Annotated in this window: 19 protein-coding genes and 1 riboswitch; of the genes, 5 read left to right on the forward strand and 14 right to left on the reverse strand. The window is 55.8% G+C overall.

Annotated features, from left to right (window positions below; genetic code table 11):
• Window positions 1-11 precede the first annotated feature (11 nt).
• Window positions 12-1,223 carry a tRNA dihydrouridine synthase DusB gene (gene dusB, locus ABD982_RS07105; RefSeq protein WP_425570030.1) on the reverse strand — a complete coding sequence of 404 codons (1,212 nt, stop codon included), beginning with the start codon at window positions 1,221-1,223 and terminating at the stop codon, window positions 12-14.
• A 258-nt stretch (window positions 1,224-1,481) separates the two neighbouring features.
• On the opposite strand from dusB, the gene ABD982_RS07110 reads away from it, so the two are divergent.
• Window positions 1,482-2,081, forward strand: a complete 600-nt coding sequence (locus ABD982_RS07110; protein ID WP_345446012.1) for a DUF3887 domain-containing protein — start codon at window positions 1,482-1,484, stop codon at window positions 2,079-2,081.
• A 98-nt stretch (window positions 2,082-2,179) separates the two neighbouring features.
• On the opposite strand, the gene ABD982_RS07115 is transcribed toward ABD982_RS07110, so the two are convergent.
• From ABD982_RS07115 to ABD982_RS07130, 4 genes are all read right to left on the reverse strand, one after another.
• Window positions 2,180-3,064, reverse strand: coding sequence for an SDR family oxidoreductase (locus ABD982_RS07115; protein ID WP_345446014.1), 885 nt, complete (start codon window positions 3,062-3,064; stop codon window positions 2,180-2,182).
• A gap of 99 nt (window positions 3,065-3,163) precedes the next feature.
• On the reverse strand, window positions 3,164-3,982 hold the full coding sequence (locus ABD982_RS07120; protein ID WP_345446016.1) for a PRC and DUF2382 domain-containing protein: 819 nt from the start codon (window positions 3,980-3,982) through the stop codon (window positions 3,164-3,166).
• Between the two features lie 347 nt (window positions 3,983-4,329).
• The gene (locus ABD982_RS07125) at window positions 4,330-4,668 is read right to left on the reverse strand and encodes an MGMT family protein (protein WP_237203411.1); all 339 of its coding nucleotides are present in this window, start codon (window positions 4,666-4,668) and stop codon (window positions 4,330-4,332) included.
• A 22-nt stretch (window positions 4,669-4,690) separates the two neighbouring features.
• The gene (locus ABD982_RS07130; RefSeq protein ID WP_345446019.1) at window positions 4,691-5,653 is read right to left on the reverse strand and encodes a GNAT family N-acetyltransferase; all 963 of its coding nucleotides are present in this window, start codon (window positions 5,651-5,653) and stop codon (window positions 4,691-4,693) included.
• A gap of 195 nt (window positions 5,654-5,848) precedes the next feature.
• Between ABD982_RS07130 and ABD982_RS07135 the strand changes: the two genes are divergently transcribed.
• Window positions 5,849-6,469 carry a GNAT family N-acetyltransferase gene (locus ABD982_RS07135; protein ID WP_345446021.1) on the forward strand — a complete coding sequence of 207 codons (621 nt, stop codon included), beginning with the start codon at window positions 5,849-5,851 and terminating at the stop codon, window positions 6,467-6,469.
• A gap of 125 nt (window positions 6,470-6,594) precedes the next feature.
• Window positions 6,595-7,542, forward strand: a complete 948-nt coding sequence (locus ABD982_RS07140; protein WP_345446023.1) for a cation diffusion facilitator family transporter — start codon at window positions 6,595-6,597, stop codon at window positions 7,540-7,542.
• Window positions 7,543-7,668: 126 nt separating this feature from the next.
• Here the strand turns inward: ABD982_RS07140 and ABD982_RS07145 are convergent, their stop codons facing one another.
• Window positions 7,669-9,051, reverse strand: a complete 1,383-nt coding sequence (locus tag ABD982_RS07145; RefSeq protein ID WP_345446025.1) for a glycine--tRNA ligase — start codon at window positions 9,049-9,051, stop codon at window positions 7,669-7,671.
• 138 nt (window positions 9,052-9,189) lie between these two features.
• Between ABD982_RS07145 and ABD982_RS07150 the strand changes: the two genes are divergently transcribed.
• Window positions 9,190-9,411 carry an RNA-binding S4 domain-containing protein gene (locus tag ABD982_RS07150; protein ID WP_345446027.1) on the forward strand — a complete coding sequence of 74 codons (222 nt, stop codon included), beginning with the start codon at window positions 9,190-9,192 and terminating at the stop codon, window positions 9,409-9,411.
• Here ABD982_RS07150 and ABD982_RS07155 read toward each other — a convergent pair.
• The 3 genes from ABD982_RS07155 to ABD982_RS07165 form a co-directional block, all read right to left on the reverse strand.
• A complete protein-coding gene (locus tag ABD982_RS07155; protein ID WP_345446029.1) occupies window positions 9,408-10,094 on the reverse strand; it encodes an alpha/beta hydrolase in 687 nt (228 codons plus the stop codon). The two genes, ABD982_RS07150 and ABD982_RS07155, sit on opposite strands and share 4 nt — an antisense overlap.
• Before the next feature lie 71 nt (window positions 10,095-10,165).
• Entirely contained in the window at window positions 10,166-11,416 is a 1,251-nt protein-coding gene (metX, locus tag ABD982_RS07160) for a homoserine O-acetyltransferase MetX (RefSeq protein WP_345446031.1), read from the reverse strand.
• An 18-nt stretch (window positions 11,417-11,434) separates the two neighbouring features.
• Window positions 11,435-12,778, reverse strand: a complete 1,344-nt coding sequence (locus ABD982_RS07165) for an O-acetylhomoserine aminocarboxypropyltransferase/cysteine synthase family protein (protein ID WP_345446033.1) — start codon at window positions 12,776-12,778, stop codon at window positions 11,435-11,437.
• A gap of 106 nt (window positions 12,779-12,884) precedes the next feature.
• Window positions 12,885-12,999: riboswitch (SAM riboswitch) on the reverse strand.
• A gap of 210 nt (window positions 13,000-13,209) precedes the next feature.
• Between ABD982_RS07165 and ABD982_RS07170 the strand changes: the two genes are divergently transcribed.
• Complete coding sequence (locus tag ABD982_RS07170) at window positions 13,210-15,381, forward strand: S9 family peptidase (protein WP_345446035.1); 2,172 nt, start codon at window positions 13,210-13,212, stop codon at window positions 15,379-15,381.
• A 261-nt stretch (window positions 15,382-15,642) separates the two neighbouring features.
• Here the strand turns inward: ABD982_RS07170 and gatB are convergent, their stop codons facing one another.
• The 5 genes from gatB to ligA all read right to left on the reverse strand — a co-directional run bounded on the left by gatB (window position 15,643) and on the right by ligA (window position 22,766).
• Window positions 15,643-17,148: an Asp-tRNA(Asn)/Glu-tRNA(Gln) amidotransferase subunit GatB gene (gene gatB / locus ABD982_RS07175; protein ID WP_345446037.1), complete on the reverse strand. Its 1,506-nt coding sequence runs from the start codon at window positions 17,146-17,148 to the stop codon at window positions 15,643-15,645.
• Window positions 17,149-18,738, reverse strand: a complete 1,590-nt coding sequence (gatA, locus tag ABD982_RS07180; RefSeq protein WP_345446039.1) for an Asp-tRNA(Asn)/Glu-tRNA(Gln) amidotransferase subunit GatA — start codon at window positions 18,736-18,738, stop codon at window positions 17,149-17,151.
• 9 nt (window positions 18,739-18,747) lie between these two features.
• Entirely contained in the window at window positions 18,748-19,044 is a 297-nt protein-coding gene (gatC, locus tag ABD982_RS07185; RefSeq protein ID WP_251380745.1) for an Asp-tRNA(Asn)/Glu-tRNA(Gln) amidotransferase subunit GatC, read from the reverse strand.
• A gap of 207 nt (window positions 19,045-19,251) precedes the next feature.
• A complete protein-coding gene (locus tag ABD982_RS07190) occupies window positions 19,252-19,941 on the reverse strand; it encodes a transglycosylase family protein (protein ID WP_345446041.1) in 690 nt (229 codons plus the stop codon).
• Between the two features lie 629 nt (window positions 19,942-20,570).
• Window positions 20,571-22,766, reverse strand: a complete 2,196-nt coding sequence (gene ligA / locus ABD982_RS07195) for an NAD-dependent DNA ligase LigA (protein WP_345446042.1) — start codon at window positions 22,764-22,766, stop codon at window positions 20,571-20,573.
• Window positions 22,767-22,875: the final 109 nt, after the last annotated feature.

The following is a 22,875-nucleotide window of genomic DNA, read 5'->3' on the forward strand; positions in this document are numbered from 1 at the left end:
AAGGTGAGACTCTAGCCGCCGGAGATATCTAGCTCAGCCTCCACCAGACCTAGACGCTCGGTGTCGCCCAGGATGCGGGAGTCGAGCCAGCCATCTGGCAGTGAGGGGACCTTTGGGGTGCCGGCACGGCCACGCGGGCCCTCAACAGCGGCACCCGGGTAGCCCATGGAATGGTCTAGCTGGCCTAGTAGCTCACGGAAGGTGGCCAGATCAGGGACGGTCGCCATCTTCGCGCGCAGCTCCCCACCTACAGGGTAGCCCTTGAAGTACCATGCAACGTGCTTACGAATCTCACGCAAGCCGCGGTGCTCATCGGCAAAAGTCTCCACCAGCAATTCAGCATGACGGTAAATCATGTCCGCCACTTCGGTAACACCGGGGCGATACCGCTCAGCTGTCCCCTCAAAGGCATTCTGAAGATCACCAAAGAGCCAAGGACGCCCCTGGCAACCACGGCCGATAACCACACCATCCACACCGGTCTGCTCCACCATAGCGACAGCGTCCTCGGCCGAGAAAATATCGCCGTTACCCAAAATAGGCACATCGGGGATAGCTTCACGCAACTGAGCAATCGAATCCCAATCGGCCTTGCCCGCATAGTGCTGGGCGGCAGTACGTCCGTGAAGAGCAATAGCCGCAACACCGGCGTCACGCGCAATCTTGGCGGAGTCCAGATAAGTGAGGTGGTCTTCGTCGATACCCTTACGCATTTTGATGGTCAGGGGAATATCATTGCGCGACGCCTCACGCACCGCAGTTTGAACAATGGCGGTAAAAAGGTCAGTCTTCCAGGGTAGGGCTGATCCGCCGCCGCGCTTGGTTACCTTGGGTACAGGGCAACCAAAGTTGAGGTCAATATGATCCGCACGGTCTTCTTCAACCACCATGCGAATTGCTTTACCCACGTTCACAGCGTCCACACCGTAGATCTGGATGGAGCGGATTTTTTCGTGGTCATCGTGGTCGATAATGCGCATAGACTCAGGTTTGCGTTCCACCAGGGCACGGGCAGTCACCATTTCGGTCACGTACAGTCCCCCACCGTACTCCTGGCAGAGGGTACGGAAAGCCTTATTAGTTACGCCCGCCATGGGCGCCAGGACCACGGGGGTATCAACGGTTAGCTTGCCCAGTTGCAAGGGCGGTAATTTAAGTTGCGGCGCGGCGTTGGTTTCTGCGGGGGTATCAGTTGAAAGAGTCACTGTGCTATTTTCGCACATTTGACCAAAGTCGGTCAGCGTGGCACCTCACAGTGCCAGCTGTGATACAAAGTAGCGGGCAAGGGCGCCCTCCCCGGCCCAGCGTGGGTTAGACAGCTTGACCGGGTGCGCTCCAGCATGTGAAGCCTCCATTCTATGCAGAGCTCACGCACCACTATGTAATAGTGAAATAAAACCTTGACACACCCACGCTAATATGTGCATCATTAAACGCGAAAGAGAAATAAATAATTGACACTTTCACATCTAGGAGGCCCCATGGGAAATCTGCCCACCCAACTCGAAAACATTGCTCTAGCCCAGGAGGCTGCTCAGGACTCTGAACACCATCTCAACCACTGCATTGCGGTCGCTAAAAATGATGGCTACTCCTGGGGTGAGATTGGCTCTGTGTTAGGGGTTAGCCGCCAGGCAGCAGCCCAAAAATACTCAAAGATTATTCAGGAGATCGCCCCCATGCACTTTTCAGAAGGAACCCAAGCGCACCTCATCAACACCGCAAAAGCCGTTCTTCACCGTATCGGAGAACAGGAGTGGGAGAAGGTGCACAGCTACTTCTCTTTCACCGCTAAACGAGGACTCAGCAAGAAAAAACTTGCCGAGGTGTGGCAAGAAGTATTGGAGGGATGTGGAGATTTTCAGCGCGTTGATTCCCTCAATCTCCACGCCCCAAACCCCCACGAATTCAAGGTTTTCTCGGCTACTATCAAAGTCCCCAACAACTCAATCTTTGCAATCGCAGACTTCACGCTAGAACATACAGACGGTAAACCCGTCGGACAGATTGCCTTCAACTCCCGCAGGAAAGTTATTGGCTTCATCATCTATTTGAACGACTCAGCTGAGTTCCCCTGGTAAAAACCTCCTTATAGGCCTGCACCAAAAAGTCTGCCCCCGCCTCATAGACCTTAGAGGTCCCTGAGTCAGGGGCAGGTTCAGTGCTCTAGCTGTGAGACCTACGGGGTGGGGCGTCCGCCGGTAAGACCCAAGGTCTCGCCCGCAACGTAGGACGCGTCATCTGATGCCAAGAAGACATAGGCACCTGCGATTTCAGCTGGCTGACCGGCACGACCCAATGGAGTGTCCTGACCAAACTGGGTTAGCTTCTCCACGGGCTGGCCATAGCTGGGTTGCAATGGAGTCCAGAAGGGCCCCGGCGCCACAGCATTCACGCGAATACCGCGAGGAGCCAAAGCCTGTGCCAGCCCCTTACTGAAGTTATTCTGAGCAGCCTTAGTCAGGGCGTAGTCCAGCAACGTCTCTGAGGGCTCATAAGCCTGAATCGAAGAGGTAAAAATAATCGAAGAGCCGGGCTTAAGATGAGGCACAGCCGCCTTAGTAACGCGGTAGGCCGAATAAATATTAGCTTTCATCGTGTGGTCGAAGTCCTCATCGCTGAGATCTTCAATCCTTTCATGCCACACCTGACGGCTAGCATTATTGACCACGATATCGAGACCGCCGAAAGCTTCTACGGTCTTTCCAACGATGGCCTGGCACTGCTTTAGCTCACGCAGATCCCCCGGTAGCGCCAGCGCCTTCACTCCAGCTTCCTCAATCGCCTTAATAATGAGTTCAGCGTCGGGCTCTTCTTCTGGCAGGTAAGAAATCGCCACGTTGGCCCCCTCGCGGGCGTAAGCAATGGCAACAGCCGCTCCCAGCCCGGAATCACCTCCGGTAATCAGGGCATTACGCCCAGCAAGGCGACCATTGCCCTGATAGGTTTTCTCGCCCAAATCAGCGAGAGGTTCCATTTTCTGATCGAGCCCAGGTTCAGGCTGGGTTTGCTCGGGAGGGCTAATTACGGGGTACTTAGAACGGGGGTCTTCGAGATGAGACATAAGAATCACTTTCTGGGGGGTAAAAAATGAACCCCGCACGCTGGATTAGCAGGTGCGGGGCTTATATCAACTATGAGGTACTCACAGTTTTAGGGGTTATTAGAAGTTCTTACGGGTGTCATCGCCGTCAACGACGATTTCTTCCTTGCGGACGTCTGCGGATACACGCTCGGTCTCGGTGTGGACTTCCTTACCCACTGAGACGCGCTCGGTGGCCACGGTCTCGGTTGAGACGACAGGGCGCTCTTCGTGAGCGGTAACAGTAACGTCAGCATGTGCATCGGCTGAGTCAAAATCGTAGTTATCTACGGTCTTGCCATCCTTGAGGTCGGTGCGCTCAACGACGATTTCTTCCTTGCGGACGGGAACCTCAACAGTTTCGTTCTCAGTGTGAACAACCTTGCGCAGGCGAACCTGGCCGGTTTCAGTTGCACTGGTTGCCTTGGAAACGTTCAGACGCTCCTCATGAGCAACAACATCGCCGTCATGAGCGGTGGTAGCGTGCGCATCGCGATGATCTTCTGTGAAATCTGTAGCGCCAGCGGTTGCGGTGCCAGCAGCCAGGCCCTCGTGTGAGGTGCGAGCGTCATCGTGAGTGGTAGCAGTGCCGCTCATTGAGTAGTACTCGTAGAGACGCTGCTCTTCTGCGGGTGACAGCTCGCCGTCTTCAGCAATGTTGGGGGCGTCCTTTACGAATTCCTTCGTGAAGGGAACGTGGATTTCGTCGCCGCTGTAGCGCGCCTGGTCAACAGGAACGAATGATTCGTTGGTGCCGAAGAGACCGGTGTTTACAGTAACAAAGGTGGGGTTACCAGTCTGCGCGTCGAGGTAAAGTTCGCCAACCTTGCCGATTTTTTCACCCTCGGGGCCAAAAACGGTGGAGTTGCGCAGAGTTTCGATAGTTTCGTTAGTAGCCATAGGTCTTGCTCCCTTTCGGAGTATTTTCATGGACGATACACGAGAGCTTAAGAGACCCTTACCTGTAAGGAGTCTTATGCCCTAGCACACTAGTAACACTACTCATTAACAGCATACTTGGCAAATACCTAAGCTGGCTTTTTAAATTATTTTTCACCCCTATTTACCTAAACTTAGTACAGAACCCCACTAATCCCAACATGTCTAGACATGATACTTCTGACATGCCAGAACAGATAATAAACTGGGATTAGGGTCTAAAAACATGTATTGTATTAGAGGACTCTTTTGAAGATTCCGGCGCCGTCCTTCCATTCAGGCATGGAGGACGGCGCTTTCTTTACCCCTCATGAATTGCCCTCAAGACCATCAAACACCGTCGCGACCTGGTCTTTCAGCTCTGCAACGTTTACCCTGCAGTCCACTAATTTTAGTGACCCCTGAGCTTTGACTGGCAACTTATCAGCCAACCAAAGCTCAAGAGCTTCTGCGCTGTGACCGGGAATCTCACCCTTGCTATTACAGACGCGCCACCAGGGCACATTTGACCCCCAAAGAGCCAGTACTCGCCCAATCACACGGGCAGACTCCCCTGTTACGTCCCCAATGTCTCCATAGGTAGCCACTGAACCGCAGGGGATGCACTCAACAGCCCGCAGTACACGCTCTACGCGTACATCATCCATGGAAAGAAAGACTCTCTTAGTTTTAGCTATCAGCAATTACTAGGGAGGTGCTCGTCACCGACGCAGAGCCCATAGAGATGAGCTGGTCAATCATCACCGCTAAATCCTCCATAGAGTCATCCACCTCGATATTCACAGCATACTGCCCTACCATCACCGAAAGGAGCTGAAGAATCGCCTCACGCGCGGCCGGGTGACCGGGGCGGTAACCAATGGTGACATCGGTCGCATCATCCTCCGCCAGCTTCATCTGACCGGCATCTACTGCTAGTGGGCGGTAGCTAATGGCAAAGGCACTGATCAAGCCCTTTTTGCCTTCCCGCTGAGCGCGTAGTACGTCATCACGCAGGACGACCGCACCCAGGGCTTCTGCTTCATCGGAAAGGAAGAGACGGTTCACGCGTCCAACTGAGGTCTGGGCAGGAGGGTCCCAAGCATGAACTGCTGTATAAAACTCCCAAAAACACTGCGTCAGTTCCACCGAGCCAGTAGCAATGTCCTCAATGGACTGTGTAAGGCGCTCCGACTCGTCCTGATGCAGGGGCACCGCTGGCACACCGCCGGCTTCTACCCGCACCATGCGAGAGCGCTGCAATATGCTGAAACCGTGATGTTCGGCGAAGGCAAGACCTGCTGATTCCAGCACGGTCTTGCTGCGCAGGGCAGTCACGCCGCTGGGCGCCTGCTGCGCGGCATCTTTGAGATGCTGCAACAGGGCAGACCCGACACCCTTACGGCGGTGGTCGGGGGCAACCTCTACATACGCCCAGAGACGTTGAGTATGCAGCGAGGTCTCATAAATAACACCGGCCCCCACAGGAACACCCTGATGCTCAGCAACGATAGTGCGGATGAAAGGCTCATTGCTACTCTCAGCGAAGGACGAGCGGAATGCAGCTACCTGGTGGTTTTCGGGGTCGTTCCAGTACTGCAAAAGTTCGAGGTCATCGCCAGGCTGCCAGGGGCGGTAGATGTAGTCGTTCACGGGTGCCTTCCGGTCTCTCATTGTGGGGTACTCACCTACTCTAGCGGACGCCCCAGCGCTGGTGCAGAGAGCAGCAACACTGCCCCTGAACGCCCACCGCGAACCGAGAAAGTTTCAACTTGTCTTTACCTACCGGCTACCGCTTAGAATGATGGTTGTTCCCAGCATTTCTTACCTTCTCTATAGATTGGTGTCATGACCTCACCTCTTGTGACAAAACCCATTTTGCGCGGTTCTAAAGTTGAACTTCGCCCCCTCGATGACCGTGCCATTGACGCGATGATTGGTATCTTGCAGGAGCCTGACGTACTCATCAAGACCGGCACCGCACATTCTCGTATCACCGAGACCCACTCCTTCGATGAGGCGCGTACCCGTGAGTGGTACGGCCGCCGCAACGAAAAGCAGAATCGTCTTGACCTGGCGATTTATATACCTGAATTAGATCAGTATGTGGGGGAAGTCGTGTTCAACGAGTACGATCCCAACAACCTCTCGGTCAACTACCGCATCGCTATCGGCAAGGCCGGGCAGAATAAAGGCTACGGCACTGAGGCTACCAAGCTGATGGTGGACTACGGTTTTGAACACCTGGGCCTTAACCGTATTGAGCTTGAAGTCTACGATTTCAATGCTCGTGCCCGCCACGTCTACACCTCCTGCGGCTTTGTACCCGAAGGGCGCCGCCGCGAGGCGCTCTGCATTGATGGCACCTTCCATGACGCCCTTCTCAAGGCTGTCATTAGAAAGGATTGGGAGGCGGCTCGCAGCGTGAATGGGTACCTGCAGCTATCAGAAACTCACGTCGCCATATAAGTCTGCTCGGGTAGCCCCTGGGGCAAACACTTCCCCTGCCCTTTCTCTCAGCTCACCGTTTGCTATCCCGGTCTCACCGGGGTAGTTTTTCTTTAAAGGTTAGACGCAAGAAAAAGGGAGAAATTATGGCAGCGCATTCACATTCCCACCAGCATGGCTCTGAGCATTCTCATGATTACTTTGCCGGTGTTAACACTCGGAAGCTGTTAGCAGTTGTTCTCATTGCCTGGTCACTTTTTATCATCCAGTTGGTGGGTGCCTGGGTTACCGGCTCGCTGGCTTTACTTTTTGACACCGTTCACGTTGCCACCGACGCTATCGGGGTCACCGTTGCCCTCATCGTGGCTCATCTGGCTGCTCGCCCGCCGTCCGCTCGACGCACCTGGGGGCTCAAGCGCCTTGAAGTGCTGGCCGCGATGGTTCAAGCAGCGATGCTACTGGGGGTCGGGGCTTTTGTGGTGGTTGAAGCAGTACAGCGCTTTTTTGATCCCCAGCCCCTAGCCACCAGAGAGCTGCTAGTCTTTGGCACACTCGGCCTAGCCGTCAATGTGGTAATGATGCTGATTTTACTGGGCGGGGATCGCCGCAACTTTAATATGCGCGCGGCTTTCTTGGAGGTGCTCAATGATGCCCTGGGATCAGTTGCGGTCATCGCTGGAGCAATAATAATCGCGCTGACCGGCTGGCTTCAGGCTGACGCCCTTGCCGCCATTCTCATAGGTCTGCTGATCGTGCCCCGAACCCTCAAGCTGCTAAAAGAAACAGTGAGCGTACTCCTAGAATCGGCACCGCGGGGACTGGACGTTGAAGACGTGCGCCGGCATCTAGAGACTCTTCCCCACGTGGTGGCTGTGCACGATTTGCATGCCAGCCAAATCTCCTCAGACCTACCGATATTAACCGCCCATGTGGTCGTTAAGGATGACTGCTTAACCGATGGGTGCGCCGTCGAAACCCTCAAACGGTTACAGACCTGCGTTGCTGAACACTTCGAGGTCAGTATCAGGCATTCAACCTTCCAGATTGAGCCTGAATCTCTGCAAGCAGAGGGTCACTACGACCAACTACCCTAGTTCAAGCCCCCTTCCCCTCATGCACAAAACCACTGAGGTTAATGAACAAAAGATGCGCTTCACGTCAGCTCCTTGTAGCTGACGTGAAGCGCACCCTCGTGAGTTTTATGTGAGGTTATCTACTCTTTAGCCAGCTAGCTTAGCTGCCAAGTAGGCGGTGACCTGATCGAGAGTAACACGTTCCTGAGCCATGGTATCGCGCTCACGGATGGTAACTGCCTGGTCTTCGAGGGTGTCGAAGTCCACCGTGATGCAGAAGGGGGTGCCGATTTCGTCCTGGCGGCGGTAGCGGCGGCCGATTGCACCGGCGTCATCGTAGTCGATGTTCCAATTGCGGCGCAGTTCGTTGGCCAGCTTCTTGGCTGAAGGAACCAGGTCTTCCTTCTTGGACAGGGGTAGAACGGCAGCCTTGACGGGAGCCAGACGCGGGTCCAGCTTCAGCACGGTGCGCTTATCCACGCCACCCTTAGTGTTGGGTGCTTCATCCTCGACATAAGCATCCACCAGGAAAGCCATCATCGCGCGGGTCAAACCGAAGGAAGGCTCGATGACGTAGGGAACGTAGCGTTCGCCCGTGCCCTGGTCAAAGTATTCGAGCTTGGCATTGGAGTGCTCATTGTGCACGCCCAAGTCATAGTTAGTGCGGTTGGCAACGCCCATCAGCTCGCCCCATTCGCCGCCCTGGAAACCGAAGCGGTATTCAAGGTCCATGGTGCCAGCTGAGTAGTGGGCGCGGTCGTCGTCGGGGACGTCAAACTTGCGCATATTATCGGGGTTGATACCCAGGTCAATGAACCAGTTCCAGCAGTCTTCAATCCACTGGTCGTAGTACTTGGGTGCATCGTCGGGGTGCACAAAGTACTCGATTTCCATCTGTTCGAACTCACGGGTGCGGAAGATGAAGTTACCGGGGGTGATTTCGTTGCGGAAAGCCTTGCCGATTTGACCGATGCCGAAAGGCGGGCGCTTGCGGGAGGCAGTCACCACGTTGTTGAAGTTCACGAAGATACCCTGAGCGGTCTCGGGGCGCATAAAGTGTAGGCCCTCTTCATTATCCACCGGGCCCAAGAAGGTCTTCATGAGACCTGAGAAGTTCTGCGGTTCGGTCCACTGGCCCTTATTGCCGCACTTAGGGCAGACGATATCGTCCATTCCGTTTTCAGGTGCGCGGCCCTTCTTGGCTTCAAAGGCTTCAATCAGGTGGTCCTGGCGGTGGCGTGAGTGGCAGGAGAGGCACTCCACCAGGGGGTCGGTGAAGGTTGCTACGTGCCCGGAAGCCTCCCACACTGCCTTAGGCAGGATAATGGAGGAATCCAGACCCACCATGTCTTCGCGTCCGCGGACAAAGGTCTGCCACCACTGCTGACGGATGTTCTCTTTGAGCTCTGCGCCCAGGGGGCCGTAGTCCCAGGCTGAGCGGGAACCGCCGTAGATTTCACCTGCCTGGAAGACGAACCCGCGGCGCTTCGCGAGTGAGATGACGTTATCGAGCGTGGACTTCGCTGCCATGTGTTGGATACTCCTATGAGCCTGCGCCACCGGTTGTGGCGTGCTTGGATTTGCAAAAAATGCACGCTCATCTGTGGAGGCGTGCACCTACCAGCCTACCGCACACACCGGGGCGTATGGGGCGGTAAAGTATGGGGTATGAGCAACATTGAACCTGTTTTTATTCGTGACGAGATAATCCGTCTAGGTCAGTTCTTGAAACTGGCTAACCTGGTAGAAAATGGCACCCACGCCCGCATTGTCATTCAGGATGGCTTGGTCAAGGTCAACGATGAAATCTGTGAACAGCGCGGTAAACAGCTCCACCCCGGGGATGTCGTGGAGCTCAATGGTATGGCAGTGCAGGTAGAAAGGGACTAACCCAGCACCTTTTCACTCAAATAAGCCGAAATATGAGTCAACTCCTGAGCAGCGATGCCGTGGGCTAAGCCGGGGTAAAGCTCTTGCTCCACCCGGGTATACTTCCCCGCCCACTGCTGGGTGAATTCAATCTTCTCTGCGGTGATGACGGGGTCTGAGTCTCCCCTCCCCCAGAAAAGTTGTAGTTTCTGATTCCCGGTGAGCTCGGCGTCCCTAAAGTAATCAGAACCGCCATCTACTGCGTAGCCAGAAAGCCCTACCACCGCAGTAATAAGCTCAGGACGGCGGCGGGCCACGGATGTCGCCACGGCCATGCCCTGGGAGAAGCCCAGCAGGGTAACGCTCTTGTGGTCAGCAGCTAGGGGTTCTAGCCAGTCCAGTACATAGTCGGTCGCCAGCTCGATGGCTCGAAAGCCAACCGTTTCTAGCTGAGCATTCAGCGGCCACCACTGGTAGCCCATGGCAGCTTGGCCAGCATAAGCGCTCTCAGCGTCTGCGGGGAGGGCATACCCTACCGGTTGAGGGGCACGTAGGGACGCGTAGGTTACCTCATCGGATGGAAGGTAAGGGATCAGCCCGGTAAGGTCTCGTTCGTGAGAACCATAACCGTGCAAGAGCACCACCAGGTGGGTGCCTGCCCGTGCTGGCTCGGCATTTGAAAAATCAACCAGGTACTGGGACATAAGTTTTCCTTTGGGCGGGGTGTTTTTTCCAACCTAACATAGCTTCCCCGGGCTTTTGCCGAGCATTATAGTTAGGCGACCACCCTCAAATACTTGTGTGGGTAGGCGCGGCCGGCTGAGCGAGTCTTCTGCCCGTCTGCGGCGTCCTGCGCCTCAAAACTCTGCAGCAGAATACGCTCCAGCTGGCGGTGTTCAATCAGAAAACCGTCATGTCCACAGGGTGAATGGATCACGGCGGGCTCCACCGGCTGCGGCAGGGAGGCAGCAATAATCTGGGTGTCGGATGGGAAGAAGAGGCGGTCCGAGTCAACGTAGGCAAGCGTCCATCGGCAGGTGGAAAGAGCCAGCGCTTTCTCAAGATTGCTGCGACCACGTGCCACATCGTGGCTCAGTAGCGCCTCGTTGATCGCTAGGTAGGAGTTGGCGTCAAAACGCGCGGTCAACTTCTGCCCATGGTAATCCAGGTAGTTTTCCACCTGGTAGCGGCCGCGCTCACTGTACTTGGGGGCAAGTACCTCGTGGCCCGGCTGTTCGTCGCGCCCAAACCGGAAGTGCAGTTCAGCCGCCGAACGGTAGGTGGTGTGCGCGATACGTCGGGCAAGGGCCAGCCCGGTATCAGGAGCGGGGCCGTCGTAGTAATCGCCGCCGGCAAAGTTGGGGTCCTGGCGTATCGCTAGATTCTGCATGTGCCCCCAGGCAATTTGTTCGGCTGTAGCTGCCGAACCCGAAGCCAGCACAGCTACCGACCGCACCAGGGAGGGGTAAGTCACCGCCCATTCAATGGCGCGCGCTCCACCCAGTGAGCCGCCCACCACGTGGTGAAAAGACGTAATGCCCAGCTGATCAGCCAGTACCTTCTCGGCGTGGACGCTGTCCCGAATGGTAACAGCTGGGAAGCGGGAGCCCCAGGGTTTGCCTTCAGGATCTATGGAAAGGGGTGAGGGGGAAGCCGGTCCTGTTGAGCCGTAGCACCCCCCCACCATATTGGGGGACACCACAAAGTACTTATCGGTATCGATGACTCGCCCTGGGCCCACAGCGGTAGGCCACCAACCACCTGCTTCAGCTGCCGCCCGCACTTCTGCCGGAGCATCCGAAGCCGCGCGACCAGCAGAGACGTGGGTGTCACCGGTCAGCGCGTGCAGAATCAACACCGCATTATCGCCGGCTTCATTGAGGGTTCCCCAGGTTTCATAGCCAATGACGACATCGGGCAGAGTTTCACCGTTTTCAAGGGCTAGGTCGCCGATCGGGGCGTACTTAAGTACGCCGTCCTCACGGGTGCCAGCAGCGGTATCAGTGGTCGAGGTTTTAATCGTCATCGATTTACCTTTCGTACTTTAAAGTGCGTCGAAGCCCAGTTCGAGGTCAGCCAAAATATCATCGATATGCTCAATACCCACCGAGAGGCGAATAAAGGCGGGATTGATGCCGATGGCGGCTAGCTCATCTGGCGTTGATTGGCTGTGCGTGGTGGACGCCGGGTGTACTACCAGGCTGCGCACGTCGCCAATGTTGACCAGGAGGGAGTGTAAGGACAGCGCATCTACAAATTTTTGGGCGGTAGGAGCATCCGCGTCCTTGAGAGTGAAACCCAGGACTGCACCGGCGCCACGGGATAGGTATTTCTGAGACAGCCCGTAGTAGGGTGAACTTTCCAAACCCGAGTAAACTACCGATTCAACTGCGGGATGCTCGGATAAGAAGCGGGCAACTGCAGCGGCGTTCTGCACGTGTCGCTCCATGCGGAGTGAGAGGGTCTCGATCCCGATCGCTATGTTAAAGGCATTGGTCGGAGAAATTGATGCTCCCAGGTCACGGAGCAGGGACACGCGGGCTTTCAAAATGTAAGAGAGGTTGACGCCAAAGGCGCCGTCTTTACCCAGGTCGCGGGCGTAGACCAGGCCGTGATAGCTCTCATCAGGCTGATTGAAGAGGGGGTATTTTTCGGGGTAAGCGCCGTAGTCGAAGGTGCCTGCGTCCACGATGACACCACCCACAGAGGTTCCGTGGCCCCCTAGATATTTGGTCGCAGAGTGCACCACAACATCAGCACCGTGCTTGATGGGGTTCAGCAGATAAGGTGTTGCTACGGTGTTATCCACGATAAGGGGAACACCCACGCTGTGAGCTACTTCTGCAATGGGTTCAATATCCAGCACGTCCCCGCGGGGGTTGGGTAGGGTCTCCCCAAAGAAAGCTTTGGTGTTAGGGCGAGCAGCAGCGCGCCAGCTGTCGGGGTCTGCAGGGTCATCAACGAAAGTGGTTTCAATGCCTAAATTCGCCAGGGTGTATTTGAAGAGGTTGTAGGTACCGCCGTAAAGAGAGGGCGAGGCAACGATGTGATCCCCTGCCCCGGCAATGTTAAGAACCGAGAAAGTATTAGCTGCCTGACCAGATGCGAGCAGCAGCGCTCCCACTCCGCCTTCTAGGGCCGCGATACGGTTTTCTACCGCTTCTTGGGTGGGGTTATTAATACGGGTATAGATGGGGCCCAGCTCAGAGAGAGCAAAACGGTTAGCCGCCTGCTGTGAATCCTTGAAGACAAAAGAGGTGGTCTGATAAATCGGCAAAGCTCGTGCACCGGTGACAGGGTCAGGTTCTTGACCAGCGTGAATTTGCTGGGTCTCAAATTTCCAGCCGGCAGGCTTGCTGGGAGTAGGGATGTTCTGTGAGGTCGTCATGTTGGTAGCTCCAGTCTCTAGTGAGGAAAATATCTCGCAAGGTGGGGCCGCATGCCGTAACTCCCGGTCTACCGGAAGGTGATGCACCAAAGGAGAAGGCACATCGGTCCCGCGCTTACACATGCCCGTCTGGGATGTGTCAGGTCTTCACTCAGGGCACCCCACCGCAGGTGGAGGGTTGCCGGCCAGCTAGCTGAGGCTTAGTGCTGGCGCTCTTGACCTGTTGTTAGTCTTCCTTAGCGGGTTTGATGGCGTCAAGAAAGCACCGCAAGATGTCAGCATGTTTCATTTGTTGCAAAAGTTACGCAGGTGTAACTTTCACTCTTACACAGTTTGGATTAAGACCACGCACGGACTAGGAGCGCGCTCCTGCTCTTATGGGGAAACCTCTCTCCACTAGACTGGAGAAGAAACCATCAGAAAGGCATCTCATGACGCTCACCCCACCCCGTCCCCCGCGCATCGCCAGCGAGCGCACTCATCATGGCGATACTTTCATTGATTACTACGAATGGATGCGTGATAAAGAGAGCGAAGAGGTGCTTGCCCATCTCGCAGCAGAGAATGCTTACACCGATGGGGTTACCGCTGATCAGCAGCCGCTGCGCGACGCTATTTTTGAAGAGATTAAAGGCCGCACTCAGCAAACGGATATGTCCGTTCCCTCCCGCAGGGGTGCTTGGTGGTATTTCAATCGGACGGTGGCCGGCGAGCAGTACCCCATTATGTGCCGGGTTCCTGCCTTAACAGAAGGCAGCGTTGTTGAGCGTTATACACCACCGCAGGTGGTGCCCGGTCAGCCGCTTGAGGGTGAAGAAGTGGTGCTGGACTGCAACGAGTTTGCCCGAGACCTACCTTTCTTCTCACTAGGTTCCTTCCAGGTTACTCGCGACGGACGACTGCTGACCTTTGGGGTCGATGACACCGGCGATGAGCGCTACACCCAGCACTTTAAAAACCTTGAAACCGGCCAGATGCTGGATGAAAAGATTGAAGATATCTTCGCCGGAGCTTTCTTTGCCTCGGGCGCTAACCACCTTATCTATGCTGTAGCCGATGATTCCTGGCGCCCCTATCAGATTCGTGCTCATCGAGTGGGAAGTAGCCCGGCTGATGACATTGCTCTCTATACCGAAGAGGATCAGGGCATGTGGCTGGGAGCGGGGATGTCGTCCTCCCGTACCCACGTGGTGTTGACCTCCGGTAACTCTGAGTACACTGAAACCCGCGTGGTCAATATTCACGAGTTAGGCGAGGTAGAGCCCACGCTGATTATTAGCAGGGAGCAAAGGATTGAGTACAGCACCGACATCATCGATGTCGATGGAAGAGCCTACCTGGTGCTCACCCATGACTTTGATGCGCCCAACTCAGAAATCGTCATAGCCCCTCTCCCCGAGGCCTATGTACCCTTTGAGCGTCTGCGGGCTGATTGGGTGGCTCTTATGCCGCACCGCGACGATGTACGCATCGAGAGCGTTAGCTTCTCGCGCAACCACCTTGCGGTCATGGCGCGGGAGAACACCACGGTTAAGGTCTTTGTTGCACCCCGCAGCTCACTGTCACATCAGCTCGCCGTAGGCAACCCCCGCGGTATCGAGTTTACTCAGCCCGGCGGCTTTAGTGAGGAGCTCTACACCTCCTCCTGTTCAGGGATGAACATTATGTCCCCGGTGATTCGCCTCAACTACACCTCCTTCCTCACGCCCAGCAGTGTCTATGACTACTTCCCTGATACCGATGAGCTGGTGCTACGCCGGGAAACACCGGTTCTGGGCTACGAGCGTGATCAGTACACCGCTTACCGCATGTGGGCGCCAGCTGCCGACGGCGCCATGGTTCCTCTTTCTGTCATGCACCTAGCTGATATGGATAGGACACAACCGCACCCCGTGATTCAGTACGGTTATGGTTCCTATGAAGCTTCAATGGATCCTTACTTCTCTGTAGCCCGCCTGAGCGTCCTCGACCGCGGCGCTGTATTTGTGATTGCTCATATCCGCGGCGGTGGCGAGATGGGCCGGTCCTGGTACACCGAAGGCAAGAAACTAACCAAGAAGAACACCTTCACAGATTTCATTGATTCCACCGACTTTCTCGCCTCACTCCCCTGGGTGGACGAACAACGGATAGGTATTATGGGTGGTTCTGCCGGCGGTCTGCTCATGGGGGCCGTATTGAATATGGCGCCGCAGAAGTACAAAGCCTGCCTAGCCCAGGTTCCCTTCGTGGACGCCCTTACTACCATCCTCGACCCAGAGCTTCCGCTCTCTGCTTTGGAATGGGAAGAATGGGGTAACCCCATCGAAAACCGTGAAGTTTACGACTATATGAAGTCTTACAGCCCTTACGAAAACATCCGAGCTACTGCCTACCCGGCGATAGCCGCAGTCACCTCTCTTAATGACACACGTGTGTTGTATGTTGAGCCTGCGAAATGGGTAGCTAAACTGCGTGAAATTATCTCTTCAGATTCACCGGTTCCGCTGCTCAAGACGGAAATGGATGGCGGGCATGGTGGAGGCTCAGGGCGGTACACCGCCTGGCGCGACATTGCCTGGGACTACGCGTTTTTGCTATCTCATCTGTCCGATAAAAAATAGATACATTTAAAATATTCGGGCATAAAAAGTATTGAGTGCTTTCTCAGCAGCAGGGGCTATCAACAACCAACGCTTATATCCCCTGCTCTTTTTATTTCACTCAATCACTCCTGCCTCCTGAGGAGTGTGCCCCTCTCAGCACACCCCGGTAGTGCGAGTGTAGGCGCCCGTCCATTACTGCACGGGCGCCTATTAGTTTAAAAGAAAAAGCAGGGTCACAGGAAGAAGATCCTGCGCCCTGCTCTTTTCAAGGAGGGTGGGTTAGCCCTCTACTCCCAGCTTTTCAAGGATGAGCTCACGCACGCGTCCGGCATCAGCCTGACCGCGGGTTGCCTTCATGACCTGGCCGACGATAGCGCCGGCAGCCTGCACCTTACCGGCACGGATCTTATCGGCAACATCGGGCATAGCAGCCAAAGCTTCATCGATAGCGGTGGTTAGCGCACCGTCGTCAGACACAACTGCCAAGCTACGCTTCTCAACAATTTCAGCGGGCTCACCCTCACCGTCAATGACAAAACCCAGCACCTGGCGGGCAATCTTGTCATTAATCTTCTTGGCTTCAATGAGCTTATTGAGCTCAAGGACGGTCTGAGCAGTCGCACCGGTGTCAGTCAGTTCGACTTCACGTTCCTTAGCGATGCGAGCGATTTCACCCATCCACCACTTACGCGCCACAGCAGCGGGGGCACCAGCTGCAATGGTCTCTTCGATGACGTCCATTGCACCGGCGTTGACCACGTCGCGGAACTCCTCATCGGAGAAACCCCAGTCAGCCTTGAGACGGCGGCGGCGCTCAGCGGGAGGCTCGGGCAGTTCGGCGCGCAAACGCTCAATCCACTCGGCATCGGTTACCACGGGCACTAGGTCCGGCTCAGGGAAGTAGCGGTAGTCATCCGCGTCAGACTTAGGACGACCCGAGGTGGTGGAGCGGGTATCCTCGTGCCAGTGGCGGGTTTCCTGCACCACCTTCTCGCCAGCTTCTAGTACGGCAGCATGACGCTGAATCTCGTAGCGTACGGCACGTTCGACTGAGCGCAGGGAGTTAACGTTCTTGGTCTCTGAACGGGTTCCGAATTCGGTGGTGCCCTTGGGCATCAGTGAAACGTTGGCATCACAGCGCACGTTACCGCGTTCCATACGGGCGTCCGAGATACCCAGGTTCTTAACGATTTCGCGGATGGCCGCTACGTAGGCACGAGCCAGCTCAGGAGAGCGTTCCCCTGCACCCACAATGGGGCGGGTAACGATTTCGATGAGGGGCACACCGGAACGGTTGTAGTCCACCAGCGAGAAGTCAGCGCCCTGGATGCGTCCAGCGGCGCCGCCCTTGTGGGTCAGCTTACCGGCGTCCTCTTCCATGTGAGCGCGCTCGATATCGATGGTGAAGACGGTACCGTCTTCAAGCTCAATATCGATAGAGCCGTTCTCAGCGATAGGTTCATCAAACTGAGAGGTTTGGAAGTTCTTGGGGGTATCGGGGTAGAAGTAGTTTTTACGCGCAAAGTGAGAGACCGGGGCGATGTCACAGCCCAATGCTAGACCCAGCTTGATAGCAGACTCCACTGCCTTACCATTGACCACCGGTAGAACACCCGGCAGGCCCAGGGAGACCGGGGTAATGTTGGTGTTTGCCTCGTCGCCAAAGGTGTTGGGGGCAGCGTCAAACATCTTGGTAGCGGTGTTGAGCTCTACGTGCACCTCAAAGCCGAGTACAGGGTCGTACTTTTCCATGGCTTCTTCAAAGGACAGAATGTCGTCAGTCATTTACTTAGCTCCCTCAAAGTTGAAGTCACGAATCAAGGTTTCAAGGTCAGGCATCTGCTGGTGCAGAGGGCCACCCCACTTTTCGGTCAGCAGAGCTTCAAGCCCAGCGCCGGCGCGGTAGAGGCGCTCGTCCTCATGGGCGGGGGCGGTGAACTGGATACCAACGGGTAGACCGTCTTCATCAGCGAGGCCACCGGGCAGAGAAATAGAGGGCACGCCAGCCAGGTTGGTCGGCACGGTGGCGATATCGCCCATGTACATAGCCATAGGGTCACCCTTGGTCTTCTCACCCAGCTTGTAGGCGGTGGTGGGAGCGGTCGGCGAAACCAGTACGTCCGCAACCTCAAATGCCTTAGCGTAGTCACGCTGAATGAGGGTACGCACCTTCTGGGCCGAACCGTAGTAGGCGTCGTAGTAGCCTGCTGAGAGCGCGTAGGTGCCCAAGATGATACGGCGCTTAGCCTCTGCACCGAAACCGGCGGCACGTGAGGCGCCCATGACGCGCTCGATAGTGACGTTGCCTTCTTCAGGCAGCTTGCGTAGACCGAAGCGCACGCCATCATACTTAGCGAGGTTTGAAGAAACCTCAGAAGACATAATCAGGTAGTAGGCACCAATGGCTTCCTTGACAGAGGGCAGGGATACTTCAACGATTTCAGCACCAGCGCTCTTGAGCAGTTCAAGAGACTCATTAAAACGAGCCAGGACGCCGGGCTGGAAGCCTTCGCCACTCAATTCCTTAATAACGCCTACGCGCAGCCCCTGAAGCCCGCCCTCAGCCGCACCAGCACGGGCAGCATCAGCAAAGGAGCCTACAGGAGTCTGCAGTGAAGTGGAGTCCTTCGGGTCGTGCCCGGCAATAACTTCGTGCAGCAGGGCGGTATCGAGCACGGTGCGGGCGCAGGGGCCCACCTGATCGAGTGATGATGCCATAGCAATCACACCGTACCGCGAAATTGAGCCGTAGGTGGGCTTCATACCCACAGTGCCGGTGAAAGCTGCGGGCTGCCGCACCGAACCACCGGTATCGGTGCCTAGCGCTAGGGGTGCCTGGAAGGCCGCGAGTGCTGCTAGGGTACCGCCGGAGGAGCCACCGGGAGTGCGATCCAGCGACCAGGGGTTACGGGTCACACCAAAGGCTGAGTGCTCGGTGGTCGATCCCATTGCGAACTCGTCCAGGTTGGTCTTGCCCAGAATCGGCATGCGCGCTTCGCGGACCTTCTGGGTAACGGTGCCATCGTAAGGGCTCATCCAGCCCTCAAGCATGCGGGAAGCGGCTGTGGTGGGCTGGCCCTTAGTGACGATGAGGTCCTTGACAGCAATGGGGACGCCCGCCAGAGCCGGCAGTTCCTTACCGGCAGCTCGGTCTTCGTCCACGCTCTTTGCTACAGCCAGCGCTTCTTCAGCATTCAGGTGCAGGTAAGCGTTGACGCCGTTCTTCCCGGCAGCCCGGTTGTCGGCATCCAGTGCCTCGCCATCCGTAGCGATAATACGGTCAATAAAAGCCTGGGTTACCTCTACAGAGGTTAGCTCCCCTGCGGTAAGCTTTTCAGCAATTTCTGCTGCGGTAAGTGTCAACATATTGTTCATGCCCGCTCCTTAGTCTTCGTCCAAAATAGCCGGCACCTTGAACTTGCCGTCTTCGGCATCGGGTGCTCCCGAGAGCGCTTCTTCAGCGGTGAGAGTTTCACCCACAACGTCCTCACGGAAGACATTCTGCAGGGGGATGGGGTGCGACGTTGCGGGGATATCAGCTGATACCGCATCGGACACTGACTTCACAGAGTCAACGATGACATCAAGTTCAGCTGCCATCGAAGCAAGCTCTTCTTCGGTCATCTCAATATGAGCCAGCATGGCCAGGTGCGCCACCTGCTCACTCGTAATGGCAGACATAATCACTTCCACGAGGTAGACATAGGTTTCAGTCTCTTAGTTTACCGCACTGCCCCCGGGCGCCCACCACCGGGGCGGATGGCCAGACTCTGTCCATCCGCAGAAAGACAAATAGTAAGAGGTAAACAAAAAGGTGCCCGCGCTCCCCTGGGGGTACGCGGGCACCTTGTGATGCGCTATAGACGCTAAAGCCTCTTGATAAAGACCTTACTGGGCGGGGATGGTCAGTTCCCAGCCGATTTCGATAACGTTAGCGTTGGTAATCAGTTCTGAGTTAGCTGCCAGAAGGGCATCCCAGCTGCTGAAGCCGTGAGCGTAAGCGATTTCTGAAAGGGTATCGCCAGCGACAACGGTGTAGGTGTTAGCAACGGGTGCTTCAGCTACTGCAGCTACAGGAGCTTCTGCAACGGGTGCTTCAGCTACTGCAGCTACAGGAGCTTCTGCAACGGGTGCTGCTTCAACTACAGCAGGTGCTGCTTCAACTACAGCAGGTGCTGCAATTTCTGCAACCTGGTCTGACTGGGGGGCAAGATTTGCGGGTGCGCTAGAGGTACCGTAAGCGGAAAGACCAAGCTGAGCGGTGCATGAAGGCCATGCGCCCCAGCCCTGCATCTGCAGGAGGTTCTCAGCTACGCGGATCTGCTCAGCCTTTGAAGCACCTGCGGGTGAGCCTGAGCCACCTGCTGCAATCCATGAGGACTGTGAGAACTGCAGGCCACCGTAGTAGCCGTTGCCGGTATTGATTGACCAGTTACCACCGGACTCGCACTGTGCCAGTGCATCCCAAGCTTCGAGGGGAGCTGCGTTTGCTGAGGTTGCGGGAGCTGCCAGAGTAGCTACTGCTGCTGCGCCACCGAGGGCAAGTGCTGCTGCGTTACGACGAATGTTGGAAGTCATGTATATGCTCCGAAGGCCACCTTACGCTCTTCCCATCCCTGGGCGTCTGTGCGTTACCGTCTACCCAAGATGTTGAGTGGATCTTGTGAAGGTTATACCCTGTAGACGATATCAGGTGTGCGGTATAACCCAGCATGTGTTCGCGGCTTCCACCGCGAACTATAAAGCCTTCAGAGTGAAGGCGTTTTCGATTCGTTGATAACGATAACGTAACGATTAGGGCCATGCCAACCCCTTTTTGAGATGAAACACCTTTAAGCCATCACTAGCCCTGTACTAACAAAACCCTCACAACGGAACCCTCCTGCACCGTTTGCCCCAGGGTTCACACCGCATTGCCCGCTGATTTGACGGGCTTTATCGAAGCAGATAGACACTTGGAGCTAACTCTCCGACGAGCTGTTCTTGGGGTTTAAATCCAGTTTCAAATCTCTCAAAACTTTTTAAACTTTCCCCCTCACAGCAGATCAGAAAGTCACAATTTGGTAACGAAAATAGAGCGGGGGTCTTTACAAGACCCATTTTTGAGAGTGAAACCCCTGAATTTCAGGGGTGCTCGGGCTGACATGCAACCCAAGCACCCCCACAAAATCACGATTTGGTATCGTAAATCACATCTCTGCCATCGTTTAAGATAGGTCTCCTGCCAGCAAAGCCTCAAATCCTGCCTCATCTAGCACCTTGACCCCCAGGCTTTCAGCCTTATCTAGCTTTGAACCTGCAGCGGCTCCTGCTACAAGATAATCTGTCTTCTTTGAGACAGAACCCGAGGCTCGCCCGCCCCGCAGGATAATGGCCTCTTTAGCGCTGTCACGGGTGAAGCCTTCAAGAGAGCCGGTGACGACTACGGTCAGTCCCTCAAGTGTCCGTTGGATAGACTCATCGCGCTCATCTTCCATGCGCACCCCGGCAGCAGCCCAACGATCGACTATTTCGCGGTGCCAGTCCTCCTCGAACCATTCAATGAGCGAGCGGGCAATAATCGCTCCTACGCCATCGACATTAGAGAGGCGTTCCTCGCTAGCTGCACGGATAGCGTCCATAGACCCAAACTCTGTGGCAAGTGCCCGAGCTGCGGTAGGCCCAACGTGGCGGATCGATAGAGCAACCAGCACACGCCAGAGCGGTTGCTGTTTAGCCTTTTCCAGCTGTTCGAAGAGCTTGAGTGTGTTCGCCTTCGGTGCACTGGGTTTCTTAGCGGTACCTTTGCTATAGAAATAGGGTTCGCGCACCATCTGTGTGACACCGCGCAGGGTCTTCTCCCTCTCGATTTTCACATCCGCCAGATCGTGAGGGGTGAGATCAAATAAGAAGGCTTCACTCGTGAGTGGGGGGACCTCTGGCTCCGCTGGGCTGGTGAGTGCCCGAGCTGCCTCATAACCCAGTGCTTCAATATCAAAGGCACCACGCCCAGCCAGATGGTTTACCCTCTCTTTGAGCTGGGATGGGCAGGAACGAGCGTTGAGACACCTGATATCAACATCCCCCTCTTTAGCAGGAGCAAGAGGCTCCCCACAGGAGGGGCAGAGAGTAGGCATCACAAACTCCCGCTCGCTGCCATCACGCAGGGCAACTACAGGGCCAACAATCTCGGGGATGACGTCCCCAGCCTTCCGCAATACCACTGTGTCGCCAATCAAGACACCCTTAGCCTTAACAACTTCCTGATTATGCAGTGTGGCCATCTCAACGGTAGAGCCTGCCACCTTCACAGGCTCCATCATGCCAAAGGGAGTTACTCGACCGGTCCTGCCCACGTTCACCAAAATATCTAGAAGTTTGGTGTGAACCTCTTCGGGTGGGTACTTGTAGGCCACTGCCCATCGTGGAACTCGGGAGGTGTAACCCAGACGTGCCTGAGTATCAAAATCATTGACCTTGATAACAATGCCATCGATTTCATGAATCAAGGAGTGGCGCTGCTCCCCATATGTGGCAATGAACTCCAGGATCTCCTCACGGCTATTCAACAACCGTGAGTAAGGGCTGACCGGTAGCCCCCATTGGTGTAGTTGCTCATAGGTCTCATACTGATTGCTAATAGACAGACCGCTCTGAGCACCGATACCGTGCACAAACATGCTCAAAGGGCGCTGGGCAGTCAGCGTGGCGTCCTTCTGACGCAGAGAACCGGCAGCTGCGTTGCGGGGGTTGGCGAAGGGGGCTTTACCCTGCTCTACCATGCTCTCGTTGAGTGCTTTGAAATCTTTAGACGATATGAAAATCTCCCCGCGAACCTCAATCTCAGCAGGGTGTTGGCTACCGGTCAGCTGGGTGGGGATGCTCTTAATAGTCAGAACGTTGTGGGTGACATCTTCGCCGATAGTGCCATCACCTCGCGTGGCAGCACGCACCAAAACCCCATCACGGTAGAGCAGATTAACTGCCAGCCCGTCAATCTTGAGCTCAGTCAGCCAGGTGGGGCGCGCACCTGTCATCTGCTCGGCGTTCGTCTCGGCGCGGTCGAGCCAGGCTCCAAGCTCATCCAGCGAGAAGACGTCCTCAAGTGAGTACATACGTGCTAGGTGCTGTACTGGTGCAAAAGCGCTGGACGCCTCTCCACCGACCTCCTGAGTGGGAGAATCATTGGCGATCAGTTCGGGGTGCTTAGCCTCCAAACCTTCCAACTGCCGGTAGAGCTGGTCATACTCAGCATCTGACAGCGCCGGAGCGTCGTCCATATAATACTGTTGCCTAGCTTCGCGCACACGGTCTACCAGCTGCGCATATTCTTCTTTAAGTTCAGCTGACACCCCCTGGCTTTCTAGCAGGTCGCGGTCAATGCCGTGCACGGTCTCTTCTTCTACACCGGGTAGGTTCTTCATATCGCTCACCCCTCTATTGTGCCCTGAAAATGCGTGCCCTAAAAGCGGATTAGCTAAGGAAAAGGGCGCCGCACCCCGGGTAGGGGTGCGGCGTCCTGGACTACCATAG

The sequence above is a fragment of the Rothia endophytica genome (genome assembly GCF_039543885.1).
Taxonomy (GTDB): Bacteria; Actinomycetota; Actinomycetes; order Actinomycetales; family Micrococcaceae; genus Rothia; species Rothia endophytica.

Bases quoted from the DNA above. Each gene is read 5' to 3' on its own strand.
- gatA (WP_345446039.1), bottom strand. From the start codon at position 18,738: ATGAACAATATGTTGACACTTACCGCAGCAGAAATTGCTGAAAAGCTT.
- ABD982_RS07190 (WP_345446041.1), bottom strand. From the start codon at position 19,941: ATGACTTCCAACATTCGTCGTAACGCAGCAGCACTTGCCCTCGGTGGC.
- ABD982_RS07140 (WP_345446023.1), top strand. From the start codon at position 6,595: ATGGCAGCGCATTCACATTCCCACCAGCATGGCTCTGAGCATTCTCAT.
- metX (WP_345446031.1), bottom strand. From the start codon at position 11,416: ATGACGATTAAAACCTCGACCACTGATACCGCTGCTGGCACCCGTGAG.
- ABD982_RS07110 (WP_345446012.1), top strand. From the start codon at position 1,482: ATGGGAAATCTGCCCACCCAACTCGAAAACATTGCTCTAGCCCAGGAG.
- ABD982_RS07145 (WP_345446025.1), bottom strand. From the start codon at position 9,051: ATGGCAGCGAAGTCCACGCTCGATAACGTCATCTCACTCGCGAAGCGC.
- ABD982_RS07115 (WP_345446014.1), bottom strand. From the start codon at position 3,064: ATGTCTCATCTCGAAGACCCCCGTTCTAAGTACCCCGTAATTAGCCCT.
- ABD982_RS07125 (WP_237203411.1), bottom strand. From the start codon at position 4,668: ATGGATGATGTACGCGTAGAGCGTGTACTGCGGGCTGTTGAGTGCATC.
- gatC (WP_251380745.1), bottom strand. From the start codon at position 19,044: ATGTCTGCCATTACGAGTGAGCAGGTGGCGCACCTGGCCATGCTGGCT.
- ABD982_RS07155 (WP_345446029.1), bottom strand. From the start codon at position 10,094: ATGTCCCAGTACCTGGTTGATTTTTCAAATGCCGAGCCAGCACGGGCA.
- ABD982_RS07165 (WP_345446033.1), bottom strand. From the start codon at position 12,778: ATGACGACCTCACAGAACATCCCTACTCCCAGCAAGCCTGCCGGCTGG.
- ligA (WP_345446042.1), bottom strand. From the start codon at position 22,766: ATGAAGAACCTACCCGGTGTAGAAGAAGAGACCGTGCACGGCATTGAC.
- ABD982_RS07120 (WP_345446016.1), bottom strand. From the start codon at position 3,982: ATGGCTACTAACGAAACTATCGAAACTCTGCGCAACTCCACCGTTTTT.
- ABD982_RS07170 (WP_345446035.1), top strand. From the start codon at position 13,210: ATGACGCTCACCCCACCCCGTCCCCCGCGCATCGCCAGCGAGCGCACT.
- ABD982_RS07135 (WP_345446021.1), top strand. From the start codon at position 5,849: ATGACCTCACCTCTTGTGACAAAACCCATTTTGCGCGGTTCTAAAGTT.
- ABD982_RS07150 (WP_345446027.1), top strand. From the start codon at position 9,190: ATGAGCAACATTGAACCTGTTTTTATTCGTGACGAGATAATCCGTCTA.
- gatB (WP_345446037.1), bottom strand. From the start codon at position 17,148: ATGACTGACGACATTCTGTCCTTTGAAGAAGCCATGGAAAAGTACGAC.
- dusB (WP_425570030.1), bottom strand. From the start codon at position 1,223: ATGTGCGAAAATAGCACAGTGACTCTTTCAACTGATACCCCCGCAGAA.